This is a genomic window from Nocardioides imazamoxiresistens (assembly GCF_032378595.1).
Classification (GTDB): domain Bacteria; phylum Actinomycetota; class Actinomycetes; order Propionibacteriales; family Nocardioidaceae; genus Nocardioides; species Nocardioides imazamoxiresistens.
Genome location: NZ_JAVYII010000002.1, coordinates 563,590 through 583,106, shown reverse-complemented (window position 1 = coordinate 583,106; position 19,517 = coordinate 563,590). Strand labels below are relative to the sequence as shown.

16 protein-coding genes are annotated in these 19,517 nt (G+C 73.3%); 12 read left to right on the top strand and 4 right to left on the bottom strand.

Features of this window, described 5'->3' with window-relative positions; genetic code table 11:
* The first annotated feature begins 30 nt into the window (after nt 1–30).
* From purH to RDV89_RS06775, 12 genes are all read left to right on the top strand, one after another.
* Complete coding sequence (gene purH, locus RDV89_RS06830) at nt 31–1,599, top strand: bifunctional phosphoribosylaminoimidazolecarboxamide formyltransferase/IMP cyclohydrolase (RefSeq protein ID WP_315732194.1); 1,569 nt, start codon at nt 31–33, stop codon at nt 1,597–1,599.
* A gap of 28 nt (nt 1,600–1,627) precedes the next feature.
* On the top strand, nt 1,628–2,476 hold the full coding sequence (locus RDV89_RS06825) for a bifunctional methylenetetrahydrofolate dehydrogenase/methenyltetrahydrofolate cyclohydrolase (RefSeq protein WP_315732193.1): 849 nt from the start codon (nt 1,628–1,630) through the stop codon (nt 2,474–2,476).
* Nucleotides 2,477–2,480: 4 nt separating this feature from the next.
* Nucleotides 2,481–2,813, top strand: coding sequence for a DUF3017 domain-containing protein (locus tag RDV89_RS06820; RefSeq protein ID WP_315732192.1), 333 nt, complete (start codon nt 2,481–2,483; stop codon nt 2,811–2,813).
* Nucleotides 2,810–3,550 carry a hypothetical protein gene (locus RDV89_RS06815; RefSeq protein WP_315732191.1) on the top strand — a complete coding sequence of 247 codons (741 nt, stop codon included), beginning with the start codon at nt 2,810–2,812 and terminating at the stop codon, nt 3,548–3,550. The genes RDV89_RS06820 and RDV89_RS06815 overlap by 4 nt, the downstream gene beginning before the upstream one ends.
* A 142-nt stretch (nt 3,551–3,692) precedes the next feature.
* Nucleotides 3,693–5,903 carry an NADP-dependent isocitrate dehydrogenase gene (locus tag RDV89_RS06810; protein WP_315732190.1) on the top strand — a complete coding sequence of 737 codons (2,211 nt, stop codon included), beginning with the start codon at nt 3,693–3,695 and terminating at the stop codon, nt 5,901–5,903.
* A 172-nt stretch (nt 5,904–6,075) separates the two neighbouring features.
* Complete coding sequence (locus RDV89_RS06805; protein WP_315732189.1) at nt 6,076–6,480, top strand: hypothetical protein; 405 nt, start codon at nt 6,076–6,078, stop codon at nt 6,478–6,480.
* A 102-nt stretch (nt 6,481–6,582) separates the two neighbouring features.
* Nucleotides 6,583–10,194, top strand: coding sequence for an ATP-binding cassette domain-containing protein (locus RDV89_RS06800; RefSeq protein WP_315732188.1), 3,612 nt, complete (start codon nt 6,583–6,585; stop codon nt 10,192–10,194).
* 72 nt (nt 10,195–10,266) lie between these two features.
* Nucleotides 10,267–11,538: an MFS transporter gene (locus RDV89_RS06795; RefSeq protein WP_315732187.1), complete on the top strand. Its 1,272-nt coding sequence runs from the start codon at nt 10,267–10,269 to the stop codon at nt 11,536–11,538.
* Nucleotides 11,539–11,568: 30 nt separating this feature from the next.
* Nucleotides 11,569–12,591 carry a tryptophan--tRNA ligase gene (trpS, locus tag RDV89_RS06790; protein WP_315732186.1) on the top strand — a complete coding sequence of 341 codons (1,023 nt, stop codon included), beginning with the start codon at nt 11,569–11,571 and terminating at the stop codon, nt 12,589–12,591.
* Between the two features lie 9 nt (nt 12,592–12,600).
* Nucleotides 12,601–13,125 carry a 2'-5' RNA ligase family protein gene (locus tag RDV89_RS06785; protein WP_315732185.1) on the top strand — a complete coding sequence of 175 codons (525 nt, stop codon included), beginning with the start codon at nt 12,601–12,603 and terminating at the stop codon, nt 13,123–13,125.
* 50 nt (nt 13,126–13,175) lie between these two features.
* Nucleotides 13,176–14,249 carry a YihY/virulence factor BrkB family protein gene (locus tag RDV89_RS06780; RefSeq protein WP_315732184.1) on the top strand — a complete coding sequence of 358 codons (1,074 nt, stop codon included), beginning with the start codon at nt 13,176–13,178 and terminating at the stop codon, nt 14,247–14,249.
* Between the two features lie 38 nt (nt 14,250–14,287).
* Nucleotides 14,288–14,542, top strand: a complete 255-nt coding sequence (locus RDV89_RS06775; RefSeq protein WP_315732183.1) for an SCO4848 family membrane protein — start codon at nt 14,288–14,290, stop codon at nt 14,540–14,542.
* A gap of 125 nt (nt 14,543–14,667) precedes the next feature.
* Here RDV89_RS06775 and RDV89_RS06770 read toward each other — a convergent pair whose 3' ends face one another.
* From RDV89_RS06770 to RDV89_RS06755, 4 genes are all read right to left on the bottom strand, one after another.
* On the bottom strand, nt 14,668–15,411 hold the full coding sequence (locus RDV89_RS06770) for a succinate dehydrogenase/fumarate reductase iron-sulfur subunit (protein ID WP_315732182.1): 744 nt from the start codon (nt 15,409–15,411) through the stop codon (nt 14,668–14,670).
* On the bottom strand, nt 15,408–17,459 hold the full coding sequence (locus tag RDV89_RS06765) for a fumarate reductase/succinate dehydrogenase flavoprotein subunit (RefSeq protein ID WP_315732181.1): 2,052 nt from the start codon (nt 17,457–17,459) through the stop codon (nt 15,408–15,410). The genes RDV89_RS06770 and RDV89_RS06765 overlap by 4 nt, the downstream gene beginning before the upstream one ends.
* A gap of 15 nt (nt 17,460–17,474) precedes the next feature.
* Nucleotides 17,475–18,188, bottom strand: coding sequence for a succinate dehydrogenase cytochrome b subunit (locus RDV89_RS06760; RefSeq protein WP_315732180.1), 714 nt, complete (start codon nt 18,186–18,188; stop codon nt 17,475–17,477).
* Nucleotides 18,189–18,298: 110 nt separating this feature from the next.
* On the bottom strand, nt 18,299–19,393 hold the full coding sequence (locus RDV89_RS06755) for a glycosyltransferase (RefSeq protein WP_315732179.1): 1,095 nt from the start codon (nt 19,391–19,393) through the stop codon (nt 18,299–18,301).
* Nucleotides 19,394–19,517 lie beyond the last annotated feature (124 nt).

Sequence of the window (19,517 nt, the reverse complement as noted above, 5' to 3'; positions counted from 1 at the left end):
CCGCACCGCAACCCTCGCGAGGAGCCTTCTGTGAGCACCCCCGACCAGATCCCCGTCCGCCGCGCGCTCGTCTCGGTCTTCGACAAGACCGGGCTCGAGGAGCTCGTGCGCGGGCTCGCCGACGCCGGCGTCGAGCTCGTCTCCACCGGCGGCTCCGCCGCACTCATCGCCGGGCTCGGCCTGCCGGTGACCCGGGTCGAGGAGCTCACCGGCTTCCCCGAGTGCCTCGACGGCCGCGTCAAGACGCTGCACCCGCGCGTGCATGCCGGCATCCTCGCCGACCGCCGCCTCGACACCCACGTCGCGCAGCTCGCCGACCTCGGCGTCGAGCCGTTCGACCTCGTCGTCGTCAACCTCTACCCCTTCACGCAGACCGTCGCGTCGGGTGCGACCCCGGACGAGTGCGTCGAGCAGATCGACATCGGCGGACCGTCGATGGTGCGGGCCGCGGCGAAGAACCACCCGTCGGTCGCCGTGGTGACCTCGCCGGAGGCGTACGCGCAGACGCTCGCCGCCGTGGCGGCCGGCGGTTTCGACCTCGCCGCGCGCCGGCAGCTGGCCGCGCAGGCGTTCGCGCACACCGCCGCCTACGACGTGGCCGTGGCGTCCTGGTTCGCGGGTGACTACACGTCCGCCACCGACGCGGCCGGCGCCGGCTGGCCCGCGTTCACGGGCACGGCGCTGACGCGCTCGGCCGTGCTGCGCTACGGCGAGAACCCGCACCAGTCGGCGGCGCTCTACGTCGACGGCACCGGGGGACTGGCCGAGGCCGAGCAGCTGCACGGCAAGGAGATGTCCTACAACAACTACGTCGACACCGACGCCGCGCGCCGCGCCGCGTACGACTTCGACGCCCCTGCGGTCGCGATCATCAAGCACGCCAACCCGTGCGGCGTCGCGGTCGGCGACGACGTCGCCCAGGCGCACGCCCGCGCCCACGCCTGCGACCCGGTCTCCGCGTTCGGCGGCGTGATCGCCGCCAACCGCCCGGTCTCGGTCGCGATGGCGGAGCAGGTGGCGGAGGTGTTCACCGAGGTGATCGTCGCGCCGGACTACGAGCCCGGTGCCGTCGAGGTGCTGACCCGCAAGAAGAACATCCGCGTGCTGCGCTGCGCCGCGGACGCCGAGCGTCCCGCCCTCGAGGTGCGACCCGTCTCGGGCGGCCAGCTGGTGCAGCAGGCCGACCGCCTGCACGCCGACGGCGACGACCCCACGACCTGGACGCTCGCGAGCGGCGAGGCCGCCTCGCCCGAGCTCCTCGCGGACCTCGCGTTCGCGTGGCGGGCCGTGCGCGGCGTGAAGTCGAACGCGATCCTGCTCGCGAAGGACGGCGCGTCCGTCGGCGTCGGCATGGGCCAGGTCAACCGGGTCGACTCGTGCAGGCTCGCCGTCGAGCGGGCGGGCGAGCGCGCCCGTGGCTCGGTCGCCGCGTCCGACGCGTTCTTCCCGTTCGAGGACGGTCCGCAGATCCTCATCGACGCGGGTGTGGCCGCGATCGTCCAGCCCGGTGGATCCGTGCGCGACGAGCTCACGGTCGAGGCGGCCCGGGCGGCGGGCGTGACCATGTACTTCACCGGCACGCGCCACTTCGCGCACTGACCCGCTGACGAGAGGACAGGACGAGGCGATGACCGCGAACAGGCTCGACGGCTCCGCGACCGCGAAGGCGATCAAGGGCGAGGTGGCGGCCCGGGTGGCCGCGCTGGCCGAGCGGGGGGTGGTGCCCGGGCTGGGCACCGTGCTCGTCGGCGACGACCCGGGCAGCCGGTGGTACGTCAACGGCAAGCACAAGGACTGCGCCGAGGTGGGCATCGCCTCCCTGCGCGTGGACCTGCCGGCGACGGCGACGCAGGAGGAGATCGAGGACGCGGTGCGCGGCCTCAACGAGGACCCCGCCTGCACGGGCTACATCGTCCAGCTGCCGCTGCCGCGGGGCATCGACGAGAACCGCGTGCTGGGGCTGATCGACCCGGCGAAGGACGCCGACGGCCTGCACCCGACGAACCTCGGCTGGCTGGTGCTGGGCGAGGACGCCCCGCTGCCCTGCACGCCCTACGGCATCGTCGAGCTGCTGCGCCGCCACGACGTGCCGATCGCGGGCGCCGAGGTGGTCGTGGTGGGCCGTGGCGTGACCGTCGGCCGGCCCATGGGCCTGCTGCTGACCCGGCGCAGCGAGAACGCGACCGTCACCCTGTGCCACACCGGCACCCGCGACCTCGCCGCCCACGTGCGCACGGCCGACATCGTGGTCGCGGCCGCGGGCGTGCCGGGCATCATCACCGCCGACATGGTCAAGCCGGGCGCTGCCGTGCTCGACGTGGGCGTCTCGCGGGTCGACGGCAAGATCGCCGGCGACGTGGCCGACGACGTGTGGGAGGTCGCGGACTGGGTCTCGCCCAACCCCGGCGGCGTCGGCCCGATGACCCGCGCCATGCTGCTGGCCAACGTCGTCGCCCTGGCGGAGAGCCGGGCCTGACGCCGTGGTCGTTCCCGGCTCCCGCGCCGACGAGGGCGGTTCCGAGAGCCCGCGCCGGCGCTTCGTGCCCGAGCGGGTCGGCGGTTTCGTCTACCTCGCCGTGCTCGTCGCGTGCGCGGTCGGGGTCTGGATCGTGGTCGGCGGCGACTGGCGCACGGGGATCCGCTGGTTCTCCCTGGCGCTGGTCGCCGGCGGCGTGGCCCGCCTCGTGCTGCCGGAGGCGGAGTCCGGGATGCTCGGCGTGCGGGGCCGCTACCTCGACGCGGCACTGCTGGTCGGCGTCGGGGCCGTGATGCTGGTCCTCGCCGGCGACATCCCCGAGCAGTCGGGCGCGTGAGGAACCGCGCGTACGCCCGCGGCCTCCGGCTGCTCCCCGGCGCCGTCGTCGCCGCGGTCGCGGCGGTCGTTCTCGCGGGCTGCGGCACCGGCCCCACCCCGGTCGGCACGTCGGGGGTCGACGAGCTCACGGTGCCCTCGCCCTCGCCCGACCCCGCGGACTTCGTGGTCGGCGTCGACAGCGCCTGGTGGCCGCTGGCCACGGGGGACGTCGCCGTGTTCCGCGACGGCGCGGGCCGCGAGCTGCGCCGCACCGTCGCCGCGCCCACCCAGCTGGCCGGCGTCTCGGCGGTCCCGGTGACCACCGAACCCGTGCTCGCGACGTGGCCCGCGGGCCAGGCGCCGCCGGTGACGACCGACTGGTACGCCCAGGACCGTCGCGGCAACGTGTGGCTGGTCGGCGGCACCGGCACGGACGGCGCCACGTGGACCATCGGCAGCGCGGGCCCGCCCGCGGGCCTCGTCGTGACGGCCGTGCCGCGGGTGGGGGACGGGTACGTGCGCCGCGCGCCCGAGGCCCTCGGCAGCCTGCCGGGCCTGCGCGTGCGGGTGCTCGACACGTCCGGGGTCGAGGAGCTGGGCGACGAGGAGCTCGAGACGACCGTCCTCGAGGTGGTCGCCGGGGCGGAGAGCGTCGCGGACAGCGGCAGCGCGGTCGACGAGGAGGTCCTGGGCCGCGGCGTGGGACTGGTCCGCTTCACCGCCGACGGCGTCGTCTGGTCGCGCGTCGACAGGTAGCCACGGGTGACACGGCCGGGGTGACCTGCGACGCTGGCCCGGGGCCGTCGGCCGAGACCGCCCCAGGTGCCGGACGCCCGGACGTCAGGTATCTTGACGTCGAGATTCATACGCCTCGAGAGCTCAGGAGTCGACCTCACCCATGGCCAAGATCATCTACACCCACACCGACGAGGCGCCGCTGCTCGCGACGTACTCCTTCCTCCCGATCATCGAGGCGTACGCCTCGACGGCGGGCGTGGACGTGGAGACCCGGGACATCTCGCTCGCGGGCCGCATCATCGCGCAGTTCCCCGAGCTGCTGAGTGACGAGCAGCGGATCGACGACGCCCTCGCCGAGCTCGGCGAGCTGGCCACGACGCCCGAGGCGAACATCATCAAGCTGCCGAACATCTCGGCCTCCATCCCGCAGCTCAAGGCGGCGGTCAAGGAGCTGCAGGAGCAGGGCTACGCGATCCCGGACTACCCGGAGAACCCGCAGACCGACGAGGAGAAGGCGACCCGCGCCAAGTACGACAAGGTCAAGGGCTCGGCGGTCAACCCCGTCCTGCGCGAGGGCAACTCCGACCGCCGCGCGCCCGCCTCGGTGAAGAACTACGCCAAGGCGCACCCCCACCGCATGGGTGCCTGGAGCGCCGACTCCAAGACGAACGTCGCGACGATGGGCAAGGGCGACTTCCGCTCCAACGAGAAGTCGGTCGTCGTCGAGGCCGACGACACGCTGTCGATCGTGCACGTCGGCGCCGACGGCACCGAGACCGTCCTCAAGGACGCCGTGAAGGTCCTGGCCGGCGAGGTCGTCGACGCCACGTTCATGGACGTCGCGGCGCTGCGCCGCTTCCTGGTCGAGCAGGTCGCGCGGGCCAAGGCCGACGACGTCCTGTTCTCGGCGCACCTCAAGGCCACGATGATGAAGGTCTCGGACCCGATCATCTTCGGTCACGTCGTGCAGGCGTTCTTCCCCACGCTCTTCGAGCAGTACGGCGAGCAGCTCGCCGCCGCGGGCATCTCGCCCAACGACGGCCTGGGTGGGCTGCTCAGCGCGGTCGAGGGTCTGCCCGACGGCGCCGCCATCAAGGCGGCGGTGGAGCAGGGTCTGGCCGACGGCCCGGCCCTCGCCATGGTCGACTCCGACAAGGGCATCACGAACCTCCACGTGCCCAGCGACGTCATCATCGACGCGTCGATGCCGGCCATGATCCGCACCTCCGGCCACATGTGGGGCCCGGACGGCGAGGAGGCCGACACCCTCGCGGTGATCCCCGACTCGTCCTACGCCGGCGTCTACCAGACCGTCATCGACGACTGCCGCGCGAACGGCGCCTTCGACCCGGCCACGATGGGCTCCGTGCCCAACGTCGGCCTGATGGCGAAGGCGGCGGAGGAGTACGGCTCGCACGACAAGACCTTCGAGATCCCGGCCGCGGGCACGGTCGAGGTGCGGGCCGGCGACGGCGCCGTCCTGCTGAGCCACGACGTGCAGCCGGGTGACATCTGGCGCGCGTGCCAGACCAAGGACGCCCCGATCCGCGACTGGGTCAAGCTGGCCGTCACCCGCGCCCGCGCGACCGGCGCCCCGGCCGTGTTCTGGCTCGACGAGACCCGCGCCCACGACCGCAACCTGATCGAGAAGGTCCAGGCCTACCTGCCGGAGCACGACACCGAGGGCCTGACCATCGAGATCCTCGCCCCGGCGGAGGCCACGGCGTACTCGCTCGAGCGGATCCGCCGCGGCGAGGACACCATCTCCGTCACCGGCAACGTGCTGCGCGACTACAACACCGACCTGTTCCCGATCCTCGAGCTCGGCACGTCGGCCAAGATGCTGTCCATCGTCCCGCTGATGAACGGTGGTGGCCTCTTCGAGACCGGCGCCGGTGGTTCCGCGCCGAAGCACGTGCAGCAGCTCGTCAAGGAGAACTACCTGCGCTGGGACAGCCTGGGCGAGTTCTTCGCCCTGGCCGCCTCGTTCGAGCACCTGGCGACCACGGCCGGCAACGCCCGTGCGCAGATCCTCGCCGACACCCTCGACCGCGCCACCGGGACGTTCCTCGACCAGGACAAGTCCCCGACGCGTCGCGTGGGCGGCATCGACAACCGCGGCTCGCACTTCTACCTGGGCCTGTTCTGGGCCGAGGAGCTGGCGCAGCAGAGCGAGGACGCCGAGCTGGCGGCCGCGTTCGCCTCGCTGGCGAGCACGCTGCGGGAGAACGAGCAGAAGATCGTCGACGAGCTCGCCGCCGTGCAGGGGAGCCCGGCGGACATCGGCGGCTACTACCGCCCCGACGGCGCCAAGGCCGACGCGGTCATGCGGCCGAGCGCGACGCTCAACGCCGCGCTCGCGGCGCTCTGAGGTCACGACCCGGCAGTGCAGCGGTCCGGGCGTCGACGTCGGCGCTCCACGAGGTGCGTCCCGCCACGGCGGGGCGCACCTCGTGCGCGTCCGGGGCCCGTGACGGCTCGTCCGGACCGCTTGCGCGGTCGGGGACCATGTCGGTGTGCAGCTGCGACGTCGATGTGCCCTCGTGACCCTCGGCCCCGCTCTCGCCCTGCTGGCGGCGGGCGTCCTCGGCGGCTGCGCGGAGCTCGAGGACGCCGCCCGCGACACCGCTCGCGAGGCCGGCTGCCAGGCGGCGCAGGAGGCCGTCGACGGCGTCACCACCCGGGCGGACGAGGCGGTCGCCGACCTCGGGGCCGACCCGGCCGCGGCGGAGCGTGAGCTCACCGCCCTGCGCGACGCGGTCGACGCCGCAGCCTCCGGGGTCTCCGACGAGGTCGCCACCCACCTCGGCACCGCCGAGGGAGCGCTCGACGCCCTCTCCGAGCAGGCGCAGGCGGCCGCGGACGGCACCGAGGTCGACGACGTCGCCGTCGACGCCGCGCAGTCCGAGCTCGACGGCGCGGTCGAGGACCTGACGCAGGTCTGCTGAGCCGCCCCGGGGACCGGGCCCCGGCTCCGGGCGGGGGCGCGCCCGGCGCACGGAAAATGAGGGGCGCGTCGTCGGTGGGAGCGCCTACCGTCGACGCTCGACATGAGCGGAACCGAGACCATCCCCCACGCCACCCCGGCCACCACCTCCTCCGAGCCCCGCGACGGGCGGGTGGAGGACGCCACCGCGCCCCGGCCCGGCGGCCGGCGACGCATCGACTGGCGTCGTCTCGGCGGTCCGACCTCCACGGTCGCGCTGCTGCTCTCGGTGCTCGGAGCCGTCGGCGAGACCCTCGGCACGGTGGTCGCGGGCCGTCTCGCGGAGGGCCCGAGCCAGACCCTCGTCCTGCTGCTCGCCCTGTGCGTGGTCGGCGGCGCGGTCCTCGACTCGGTGGGGCGCGTGGTCTGGGCCGGCGTCGTGGACCGCGCCGAGGGGCGGCTGCGCGAGGACCTGCTCGACGCCGCGCTCGACCAGCCGCTCGGCACGCTGACCGAGCAGGCGGTGGGCGAGATCCTGGACCGCGTCGACGACGACACCCACGACGTCGGCACCCTCGCGCGTCGCCAGCTGTGGAGCGCGCTGCGCACCGTCTTCGCCGCCCTCCCGATGTGGGTGGTGGCCGGCCTGACCTGGTGGCCCGCGTGGTTCCTCTTCCCCGCGATGGCCGGCCTGGTCTGGGTGCTGGTGCGCGGGCTCCTGCCCGAGCTGACCCGCCGCAAGGTCGCCGAGGAGATCGCCTGGACCGACCACGCCGCCGCCTTCGAGGAGGGCATCGCCGGGCGCGACGACCTGCGCACCTCGCTGGGTCAGGCGTACGTCGTGCGGCGCACCAGCGAGCTGGCGGCCAAGGTGCACGAGCTCCTGCGCGACGTGGTGCGCCGACAGGTGCAGATCACGTTCCGCGCCTCGATGGTCCTGCACGGCCTGCTCGCGGCGGTCGGCGTCGTCGGCGTGGCGCTCGTGGCGCAGGACGACCTGACGGTCGCGCGCCTCGTCACCCTGTTCCTGGTCACGACGCTGTTCGTGGGGCAGGTCGAGGAGATGGCCCGGCACCTGCCCGAGCTGCAGGCCGGCCTCGGAGCGCTGGTGCGGCTGCGCCAGCTCCACGAGGCGGAGCGCGAGCCGGTCGGTGGTCGCACCGTCCCCGCAGGCCCCCTCGAGCTGCACTTCGACGACCTGACGTTCACCTACGCGGAGGGCACGTTCCGCCTCGACGCGGTCGACCTGCGGGTCCCCGCGGGCGAGACCCTCGCCCTCGTCGGGCGCTCGGGGTCGGGCAAGTCGACGCTGGCCACCCTCGTCTCCCGCGGCCACGAGCCGCCGCGCGGCACGGTCCGCCTCGGTGGTGTCGACGTCCTGGACCTCGACCTGGCGGCGCTGCGCCGGACCGTCGGGGTGGTCACCCAGCGCACCGAGATCGTGGCCGGCACGCTGGCCGAGAACATCACCCTCTTCGCGTCGACGGACACCGGCCGGGTCGAGGGCGCCGTGCGGGAGCTGGGCCTGGACGCATGGGTCGCTGGTCTGCCCGACGGGCTCGACACCCGGCTGGGGCCCGGCGGCACCACCCTGTCGGCGGGGGAGGAGCAGCTCGTCGCCTTCGCCCGGCTCCTGGTGCGCGACGTGCAGGTCGTCGTGCTCGACGAGGCGACCGCGCGGATGGACCCCCGCACGGAGCAGCTCGTGGTCCACGCCGCCGACCGGCTGCTGCGCGAACGGACCGGCCTGCTCGTCGCGCACCGGCTCTCGACGACCGCCCGCGCCCACCGGGTCGCGGTGCTGTCGCACGGCCGGGTCGTGCAGAGCGGCGCCCGAGCGGAGCTCGCCCGCGTCGCGGGTCCCTTCCGCGACCTCCTCACCGCCGCCGACGAGCGCGAGACGGTGGCGAGGGCGCCGGACCTCGACGCCGGCCCGGGGACGGGCGCGCCGAGCCCCGCCGGTCCGGGCCCGGACGCCGCGCAGGCGCCGGCCGCCGGGATCGGCGGCGTGCGCCGCACGGGCGAGGCGCCGCCCTCGCGCGAGCCCGGCGCGGGGCTCTCGCTGGCCCGGGGCATCTGGCACGCGCTGCGGGTGCGTCCCTGGTGGGGGCTCTACGCCGCCGTGCTCTTCGGGCTGTCGGCCCTCGCGGGCGCCTTCGGCGCCGTCACCGCGTTCGCCTGGGGCCGCATCGTCCAGCACGTGCGGGACGGTGACGTCCCGGTCGTGCTGCTCGTCGCCCTGGTCGTCAGCCTGCTGATGGGGCCGGTGCTCCTCAACGACGCGATGCGGCGCTACCCGCGGTGGTGGATCGAGGTGCTGCTGCGGGTGCGCACCTCCGTGCTCGTCGCGCAGACCGACCAGCGGCGCCTGCCGCGGCACCCGGCGGGGGAGATCGCGGCCCGCGCGATGGACGCGGACCGCTTCGCGCGCTACGCCGACCGGTGGGTCGACTTCGTCAACGCGGGCGTGATCGTGGTGGTGACGGCGCTGCTCGCCGGCAGCGCCCTCGCCGGTGCCGTGCTCCTGGCCGTGATGCTGGTGGCGGCCGCCGCCTCGACGGCGGGTCGTCCCGTCGCGGGGCGCTCGGCCGCGACGGCGGCGACCGCACGGGCGGGCTTCGGCCGGACGCTGGTCTCGGTGCTCGACGCCGCCCGCACGGTCAAGCTGGCCTCGGCCACGCCCGCGGTGCGGGCGCACCTGCGTGCGGTCGACGGCGGCCGCGTGGAGGCGGCGGTGCGCGAGCACCGGGTGCAGGCCGCGCTCGACGGCGTGCCACTGGTCATCGTGCAGGCGGGCGTGGTGGCCGCGTGGGCGGCGTACCTCGCCGGGTGGTGGGACCTCGCGACCGCGCTGCTGGTCGCGGCCGCGGTGACCGGCTTCGACTACTTCGGCCTCGTGGTCGGCTGGGTGATCACCGAGGCGCCCGGCACCCGGGCGTGGCAGCGCGCGACGGCGGGCTTCGCCGGCGGCCGGGACCTGATGGCGGTGCCGGACGGGGTCGACCTGGTCGCCGGGACGGCTCCCGCGCCTCCTGCTCCCGGACCCCGCACGCGTCTCGAGCAGCTCGAGCTGCGCGACCTCAGCGCCGTGCACGACGACGGCACGATCGGTGTGGAGCACGTCGACCTGGTGGTCGGGCGGGGCGAGCTCGTGCTGCTGCTGGGCCAGGTCGGCTCGGGCAAGTCGAGCCTGCTGGCCGCCGCGGCCGGGCTGATCGAGCACCGCGGTGCGCTGCGCTGGAACGGCCAGGAGGTCGCCGAGCCGGAGACGTTCCTGCGGCCGCAGCACGTGGCGTTCGTCGCCCAGGTGCCGCGGGTGCTGTCGGGCACGTTCGCCGACAACATCCGGCTCGACCACCGTCGCGACGTCGAGGGGTCGGTGCGCACGGCGCGGCTGGGCCGCGACCTGGCGGACGCGGGCGGTGTGGACGCGCTGGTCGGCCACCGCGGGGTACGCCTCTCGGGCGGCCAGGTGCAGCGCCTCGCGCTGGCCCGGGCGCTGGCCGCCGACGCCGAGCTGCTGGTCGCCGACGACGTCTCCAGCGCGCTCGACGCGGCCACGGAGCTCGAGCTGTGGGGCGCCCTGGCCGAGCGGGGCACCACGGTGCTGGGGGCCAGCTCGAAGCGCGCGGCGCTGGCGCGCGCCGACCGGGTCGTCGTGCTCGTCGAGGGCCGCGTGGCCGCCCAGGGTCCGTGGGCCGAGCTGGCACCGGAGTGGGAGCACCTGTCCGGCTGAGCCCGGTGGCGTGACTCACGCGACCCGCGCGGAATCGTCCCGCGCGGGCGCCGGGTTGCATCATGCGTGGCGATGACCAGCTCGACTCCCTCCCTGCCCGGCGGCCCCGACGGCTCGACCGTCGTCGACCCGCACGCGCCCGCGTCGTCCTCGTCGCCCTCGACGCCGGCGGCGGGCCCGCTGTCGCCCGCCCGGGTCGCGGTCGCGATCGTCGCCCTGGCCATGGGTGGCTTCGCGCTCGGCACGACCGAGTTCGTGACGATGGGTCTGCTGCCCGACATCGCGCGCGGCATCGACGAGTCGATCCCGACGACCGGCCACATCATCACGGCGTACGCCCTCGGTGTCGTCGTGGGTGCGCCCCTGATCGTCTCGCTCGGGGCGCGGCTGCCGCGCCGCGAGCTCGCCGTCGGTCTCGTGCTGGCCATGGGCGTCGGCAGCCTGGCCACGGCGCTGGCCTCGGGCTACCTGCCCGTGATGGCGGCCCGGTTCGTCGCCGGCCTGCCGCACGGGGCGTACTTCGGCGTCGCGTCCCTGATCGCCGCCAGCCTCGTGCGCCCGGAGGCGCAGGGCCGCGCGGTCAGCGGCGTCATGCTCGGTCTCTCCGTCGGCACGGTGGCCGGTGTCCCGGCCAGCACGTGGCTCGGTCAGGAGGTCGGCTGGCGCAGCGCGTACTGGCTCGTGCTCGTCGTCACCGTCGTCACCGCCGTGCTGGTGCTGCTGGCCGTGCCCCGCACGCCCGGCGACCGGACCGCGACGGTACGCCGCGAGCTCGCCGCCCTGCGCCGCCCCGCGGTGCTGTACGCCGTCGCGACCGGGATGGTCGGCTTCGGCGGCATGTTCGCGATGTACTCCTACGTGAACCCCCTCGCCACCGAGGAGGCGGGGCTCGCCGAGAGCGCGGTGCCGGGCTTCCTGCTGGCCTTCGGGCTCGGCTCCGTGGCCGGGACCTGGCTGGCCGGCCGGCTGGCCGACTGGGACGTCGTGCGATCGATCGTCGGCGGCTTCGTCGCCTCGGTCGTGGTCCTCGCGCTGGTGCTGCCGCTCGCGGGCAGCCCCGTGGCCTTGGCCGCGATCGTCTTCGGCGCCGGCGTGCTCGGCTCCGTGCTGGCCGTGACCCTGCAGGTGCGGCTGATGCAGTCCGCCGGCGACGCGCAGATGCTCGGCGCCGCCCTCAACCACTCCGCGCTCAACGTGGCTAACGGCCTGGGTGCGCTCCTCGGCTCCATCGTCATCGACGCGGGCTGGGGCTACCGCGCACCGAGCGCCGTCGGCGCCGCTCTGGCCGCCGGCGGCCTGGCGATCTTCCTCGTCTCGTTGCGCGGGCGCCGCCCCGCGGCCTGAGCGCCGAGCGACGGTGGAAGAATCAACCTCATGCCCACTGCACCCACCGCTCGACCGCGGGTCCTGTCCGGCATCCAGCCGACGGCCGACTCGTTCCACTTCGGCAACTACCTCGGGGCGTTGCGGCAGTGGGTGGCCCTGCAGGACGAGCACGAGCCCTTCTACATGGTCGTCGACCAGCACGCGATCACCGTCGAGCAGGACCCGAAGGTGCTGCGCGAGCGCACCTACCGCTCGGCCGCCCAGCTCCTCGCGATGGGCGTCGACCCCGCCCGCTCCGCGCTCTTCGTGCAGTCCCACGTGCCGGCCCACGCCCAGCTGGCCTGGGTGCTGAACTGCATCACGGCCTTCGGCGAGGCCCGCCGGATGACCCAGTTCAAGGACAAGTCGGCCCGCCAGGGCGAGGGCGCCGCCAGCGTCGGGCTGTTCACGTACCCGATCCTCCAGGCGGCCGACATCCTGCTGTACCGCCCGGCGTACGTGCCGGTGGGGGAGGACCAGCGGCAGCACCTCGAGCTGACCCGGGACCTCGCGCACCGGTTCAACACGCGCTTCAAGAAGACCTTCCGGCTGCCCGAGCCGTACATCCTCGAGGCCACCGCGAAGATCTACGACCTGCAGAACCCGACGGCCAAGATGAGCAAGTCGGCGTCCTCGCCGGCCGGCATCATCGACCTGCTCGACGACCCCAAGGTCAGCGCGAAGAAGATCCGCTCCGCGGTCACGGACTCCGAGGCCGTGGTGGCGTACGACCCCGCGGCGAAGCCGGGCGTGTCCAACCTGCTGACGATCTTCTCCGCCCTCACCGGGCGCGGCCCGGTCGAGATCGCGGCCGACTACGAGGGCCGCGGCTACGGCGACCTCAAGGGCGACCTGGCCGACGTGGTGGTCGACTTCGTGACGCCGCTGCGGGACCGCACGCAGGCGCTGCTCGACGACCGGGCCGCGCTGGACGCGGTGCTGGCCGACGGCGCCGCCCGCGCCGGGGAGGTCGCGGAGCGCACGCTCGCGGACGTCTACGACCGCGTCGGCTTCGTCCGGCCGGTCCGCTAGGGTCGATCCGTGCCCACGATCGGTGTCGTCTTCACCATCCCGGAACCCTGGGGCTCGCAGCTCCAGGACTACCGGCGAGGGCTCGGCGACGCCACGGCCGACCTCATCCCGTCGCACATCACGCTGGTCCCGCCGACGGAGGCGACGGACGAGCAGGTCGAGCGGCTGCGCGAGCACCTGCGGCTCGTGGCGGGCAAGCACCCGCGCTTCCGCGTCCACCTGCGCGGGACGGGCACCTTCCGTCCGACCTCGCCGGTGGTGTTCGTGACGGTCGCCGGCGGCATCGGCGAGTGCGAGCAGCTGGCCGGCGACCTGCGCGACGGGCCGCTCGACGTGGTGCTCAACTTCCCCTACCACCCGCACGTCACGGTGGCGCACAACCTCGACGACGCGGCGCTCGACCGCGCGTTCGACGACCTCGTCGACATCGACGCCGCGTTCGAGCTCGAGCGCTTCCACCTCTACGTGCAGGACCCGGTCGAGGGCTGGATCCTCACCGACGACTTCGCGCTCGCGGAGCGTGCCGGCGCCTGAGGCGGGTACGGGGCAGCACCAGCACACACACCGACGACGGAAGGACCCACGTGGCGAGCCTCGGGGAGCGGGCGAAGGTCTGGTTCGCGGAACAGCGCACGGCCCGGCCCTGGCTGGACCACGTCGTCCGCACGCAGCAGCACTACACGGCCGTGAAGGGCAACACCCAGGCCGGCGCGGTCACGTTCTTCGGCTTCCTGTCGTTCTTCCCGCTGCTGGCGCTCGCGTTCTTCGCCGTCGGCTGGGTCTCACGGGTCTATCCCGCCGCCGAGGACGGTCTCGTCCAGGCCATCACCGACGTGTTCCCCGGCATGATCGGCTCCGACGAGGGGCAGATCGCGATCAGCGACTTCGAGCAGGCCGCGGCCGCGGCCGGGGTGATCGGTCTGCTGGGCGTCCTCTACTCGGGCCTGGGCTGGCTCTCCGGCCTGCGCGAGTCGCTCCTCGTCGTCTTCGACGAGCCCGCCAAGGAGCAGCCCAGCTTCGTGGTCGGCAAGCTGCGCGACCTCGTGGCCCTCGCCTCGATCGGCGTCATCCTGCTGACCAGCGTCGCCGTCTCGAGCGTGCTCAGCAACTTCGCCACGGAGATCCTCGACCTGGTGGGCCTGGGGGAGGAGCTCTCCTGGCTCCTGCGGATCCTGACCGTGGTGGTCGGCATCCTGGTCAGCTCGGTGCTCTTCACCGCGATGTTCCGCCTGCTGGCGAAGCCCGACATCCCGCGGGCCGACCTGTGGCGGGCCGCGCTGGTCGGCGCGGTCGGCTTCGAGGTCCTCAAGCAGGTGGCCGGCCTGCTGCTCGGCTCGACCCGCGGGCAGCCCGCGTTCCAGGCCTTCGGCATCGCGCTGATCCTGGTCGTGTGGATCAACTACTTCTCCCGCGTCGTCATGTACGCGGCGTCGTGGGCGCAGACGTCGACGTCGGCCCGCCTGCGCCGCGAGGCCGCCGCCGCCGCGGAGGAGGCCCGCCTCGCCGCCCTGCGGGTCGACCTCGACAAGGAGGACGAGGACGGGATCACCGTCAACCAGGCTGCCGCGCGTTCGTTCGCGCTGGGCGCCGGCACGGTGGCCGGCCTGTACGCGTTGCTGCGGCGCCCGCGCGCGGGCGCGCGTACCGACATCGACTGAGAGACCGACGAGCCGACCAGGGCTGACGAGGAGGCACGATGAGGTTCGAGCGCAAGCACGCCCTGCTGCTGCTGGGCGTGGCGGTGTGGAACGTGGTGACCTTCGGGAACTTCGCGAGGAACCTGTGGGAGACCTACCAGGCGGGGGAGGAGCGCCCCACCGGCTACTGGGTCGCCCACGTCGTCCTGGTCGTGGTCAACGTCGCGATCGCGGCGGTGCTCGGTCGGCTCGGGCTGAAGGCGCTGCGCGCCACGCGCGACGGGGCGCGCACGCCCTCCGCCCTGGACGCCTGAGACCGGGAGGTCACGGCGTGCGTGACCCGCTCGTGACCCCGCCGTGACCCGACGAGGGCCCGCCCGGAAGCTCCGGGCGGGCCCTCGTGCGTGGACCGTGGGGCAGGACGCCCCGTGCTCGTGGCTCAGAAGCCCTTGAACATCGCGGTGCGCAGGTCCTTGTTCAGCTGGCTGATCACGTCGAGCGGGATCTCCTTGGGGCACGCCGAGGCGCACTCGCCGATGTTCGTGCACCCGCCGAAGCCCTCGTGGTCGTGCTGCGCGACCATCGAGGCCACCCGGCCGTAGCGCTCCGGCTGTCCCTGGGGCAGCTCGCCGAGGTGGGTGATCTTCGCGCCGAGGAACAGCGACGCCGACCCGTTCGGGCACGCCGCCACGCAGGCGCCGCAGCCGATGCACGTGGCGACGTTGAAGGCCCGCTGGGCCTTGTCGCGCGGTGCCGGGACCGAGTTGGCCTCGGGGGCCGAACCCGTGTCGGCGGAGATGTAGCCGCCGGACTGGATGATCCGGTCGAACGCCGAGCGGTCCACGATCAGGTCCTTGACGACCGGGAACGAGTCGGCGCGCCACGGCTCGACGGTGATGGTGTCGCCGTCGGAGAACGAGCGCATGTGCAGCTGGCAGGTCGTGGTGACCTCCGGGCCGTGCGCCTGGCCGTTGATCATCAGCGAGCAGGTGCCGCAGATGCCCTCGCGGCAGTCGGAGTCGAACGCCACCGGCTCCTCGTCGGAGACCAGGAGCTGCTCGTTGAGCAGGTCGAGCATCTCGAGGAACGACATGTCCTGCGAGACGCCGTCCAGCTCGTACGTGTGCAGCGCGCCCTCGCTCGAAGCCCCGGGCTGGCGCCAGATCTTGAGGGTGATCTTCACTTGTACGACCTCTGCTTCATCTCGATGGCGGTGTAGATCAGGTCTTCCTTGTGCAGCACGGGAGCACCGTCGTCCCCACCCCACTCCCAGGCCGCGACGTAGGCGAACTCGTCGTCGTGACGCAGCGCCTCCCCGTCCTCGGTCTGGGACTCGCCACGGAAGTGACCGCCGCAGGACTCGCGACGGTTGAGCGCGTCGATGCACATGAGCTCGCCGAGCTCGATGAAGTCGGCGACGCGGCCGGCCTTCTCGAGGTCCTGGTTGAGGGAGTCGGCCGAGCCGAGCACCTTCACGTTGCTCCAGAACTCCTTCTTGAGCTCCCGGATCAGACCGATGGCCTTGGTCAGGCCCTCCTTGGTCCGCTCCATGCCGCAGTACTCCCACATGATGGTGCCGAGCTCCTTGTGGAAGGACTCGACCGAGCGGGTGCCGCCGACGGAGAGGAACTTCTCGATCCGCTCGCGGACCTCCTGCTGCGCCTCGACGACGGCCGGGTGGTCGGCCGGCACCTTCTCGAACGGGCCGTCCGCGAGGTACTCGCGGATGGTGTTCGGGAGCACGAAGTACCCGTCGGCGAGACCCTGCATGAGGGCGGAGGCGCCGAGACGGTTGGCGCCGTGGTCGGAGAAGTTCGCCTCGCCGGTGCAGAACAGGCCCTTGATGGAGGTCTGCAGCTCGTAGTCGACCCACAGGCCGCCCATCACGTAGTGCACCGCGGGGTAGATCCGCATCGGCAGCTCGTAGGGGTCCTCGCCGGTGATCCGGGCGTACATGTCGAGGAGGTTGTCGTACTTCTCCTCGATCTTGTCGCGACCGAGCCGCTCGATGGCGGCACCGAGGTCGAGGTACACACCGCGACGCACGAGGCGCTCCTCGCCGTCGGTGCCCATCTCCTTGACCTGCGGTCCGACGCCGCGGCCCTCGTCGCACATGTACTTCGCGGCGCGCGAGGCGATGTCGCGGGGGACCAGGTTGCCGAATGCGGGGTAGATCCGCTCCAGGAAGTAGTCGCGGTCCTCCTCCGGGATCTCGCGCGGGTCCTTGTCGCAGTCCTCGGCCTTCTTCGGCACCCAGATCCGGCCGTCGTTGCGCAGCGACTCCGACATCAGGGTCAGCTTGGACTGGTGGCCGCCCGTGACGGGGATGCACGTCGGGTGGATCTGCGTGTAGCAGGGGTTCGCCATGTAGGCGCCCTTGCGGTGCGCGCGCCAGGTGGCCGTGACGTTCGAGCCCATCGCGTTGGTCGACAGGTAGAACACGTTGCCGTAGCCGCCGGAGGCGAGCACGACGACGTCGGCGAGGTGCGTCTCGATCTCGCCGGTCACCATGTCGCGCGCGACGATGCCGCGGGCGCGACCGTCGACGACGATGAGCTCCATCATCTCGTGGCGCGTGAACTGCTCGACCGTGCCGGCCGCGACCTGGCGCTCCATCGACTGGTACGCGCCGAGCAGCAGCTGCTGGCCCGTCTGGCCGCGGGCGTAGAACGTGCGGGAGACCTGCACGCCGCCGAACGAGCGGTTGTCGAGCAGGCCGCCGTACTCACGGGCGAAGGGGACGCCCTGCGCGACGCACTGGTCGATGATGTTGGCGCTGACCTCGGCGAGGCGGTAGACGTTCGACTCGCGGGCGCGGTAGTCGCCGCCCTTGACCGTGTCGTAGAAGAGACGGAACGTGGAGTCGCCGTCCTCCTTGTAGTTCTTCGCCGCGTTGATGCCGCCCTGGGCCGCGATCGAGTGGGCCCGGCGCGGCGAGTCCTGGTAGCAGAACGTCTTCACGTTGTAGCCGGCCTCGCCGAGCGTGGCGGCGGCGGCGCCGCCGGCCAGGCCGGTGCCGACCATGATGATGTCGAGCTTGCGGCGGTTCGCCGGGTTGACGAGGCGGTTCTCGAACTTGCGGGTCGTCCAGCGGTCCCGGATGGGGCCGACCGGGGCCGACGCGTCGACGAGCTTCTCACCGAGGGTGTAGAAGCCGGCCGCGTCGTCCGAGATCTGCTCGGAAGCCTTGTTCAGCGGGGTGAGGCCGTCGTGGAGCTGGGTTCCAGCCATGGTGTCGTGGCTCCCTTACTTCTCGATGATGCCGGTCAGCACGGCCAGCGGGACCAGCGAGTAACCGCCGGCGATGACGATCGCGAGCAGCCAACCGGCCTGCTTCGCCCGCTTCCGGGACGCGGCGGTGTTGGTGTAGCCCAGCGTCTGGACGGCGCTGAAGGTGCCGTGGTGCAGGTGGAAGCCCAGGGCGAGCATCGCGACCAGGTAGATCACCGTCATCCACCACACGTCGAACGTGTCGACCAGCAGCGAGTACGGGTCGCCGGCCGCGTCGCCGGTCTCGCCGGTCGCCACGTTGACCTTGCCGAACGAGAAGTTCACGAGGTGCCACACGATGAAGAGCAGCAGCGTCACGCCGCCCCAGCGCATCGTCCGCGACGAGAGCGAGGAGGCGCGGTTCTTCTTGACCGCGTAGCGCTGGGTGCGGGCGCGGCGCGCACGGTTCGCGAGGATCACCGCGGCCGTCACGTGCGCGACGAGCGCGACGAGCAGCCCGATGCGCGTGATCCACAGGAAACCCTCGTGCGGCAGCAGCGGCTCGCCGAGCTCGCGGAGGTGGTGGGCGTAGTCGTTGAACTTCTCCTGACCGGAGAAGGCCTTGAGGTTTCCGTACATGTGCGCCAGGACGAAGGCGATGAACAGGAGACCGCTGGCTGCCATCACCAGCTTCAGCGCGATGGTCGAGCGTGTCGACCGGGAAGTTTTGACGAGGGTCGGGGTTGCCACGTCGGGCACGGTACCTCTCTGTCCGGGCAGGGCGTCACTCAGGTGACCCTCAGGAAGTGTGACAAATGCCCGGTTACCGGCGCGTTAACCGGTCGGGCCGAGCGCCGCGCTCAGCCGGCGATGCGCAGCGCCCCGCGCCCGAGCACGGCGGCGTAGTGGGTGTCGACGAGCTCGGCCACGGCGTCCGACCACGAGCGCGCGCCCGCGGCGCGGCGGCCGTGCTCGCCCATCAGGCCGCGGTGGCGGTCCGCGGCCAGCGCCTCGACGGCCCGCACCAGGCCGCGGGGGTCCGTCGGGTCGAACAGCAGGCCGGACTCGAGGTGCTCGACGACGTCGCGCGCCCCGCCCGTGCGGGCCGCGACGACCGGTACGCCCGCGGCGTGGGCCTCGCGCAGCGCGTGGGCGCACGTGAGCCCGGTGCCCGGGTGGACCAGCACGTCGAGCGAGGCCATCGCGGTCGCCAGGTCGCCCGCGGCGAGCGGGCCCGCCAGCTTCGCGCCGGGTCCCGTCAGGGACCCGAGCCGGTGGGCGAGCCAGTCGTGCTGCGACCCGGCGCCGACGACCACGAGGCGTACGCCCGGCACCGCGGCCACCTCGGGGAGCCGGCGCACGCCCTGGTGCTTCTCCAGCGCCCCGACGTAGCCCACGACGGTGCGGGGGCCGCCGCGCGAGCGGGCCCTGGCCCACCGGTCGTGCAGCCAGTCGTCCCGCAGGGCGGGGGAGAAGGCGTCGGTGTCGACGCCCGGCGCCCACAGCGGTGCGTCCACGCCGAGGCCCGCGAGGCGCTCGACCATCCACCGTGCGGTGACGAGCACGCGGTCGGCGCGTTCGGCGACCTTGGTGGTCCACAACGGGGCGGCGAGGTCGCTGACCCCGACCTGCTGGACGGCGACGGTGGGCACGTCGAGCCGCCGGGCGTGCTTGAGGGCCTTGCGTCCGAGCGTCGGTCCGATCTCGACCGAGGAGGTCACGTGCACCAGGTCAGGCGCGAAGCCCTCCAGGGCGGCCCGCACCTGGCGTCCGGGCTTGTCGAGGGCGCGCACCCGCACGATCTCGACGTTGCGGTAGGAGGTCAGTCCGGGCGCGGGCGCGACGAGACGGACGGTGTGGCCACGGTCGACGAGACCGTCGAGCAGGTTGCGGACCGTGGTGGTCGTGCCGTCCGTCGCGGGGTAGAAGGACTCGGTCACGACGGCGATGCGCATGCGGGCACCCTCGCCGCCCCGCATCGCGCACGGGTCGCGTGCGGGCGACGCCGGGGTGAACGTGGTGTGAAGTCGTCCGGGTGGTCGGGTCCGGTGACCGAGGGGTGGGACGGAGTGCCCGAAT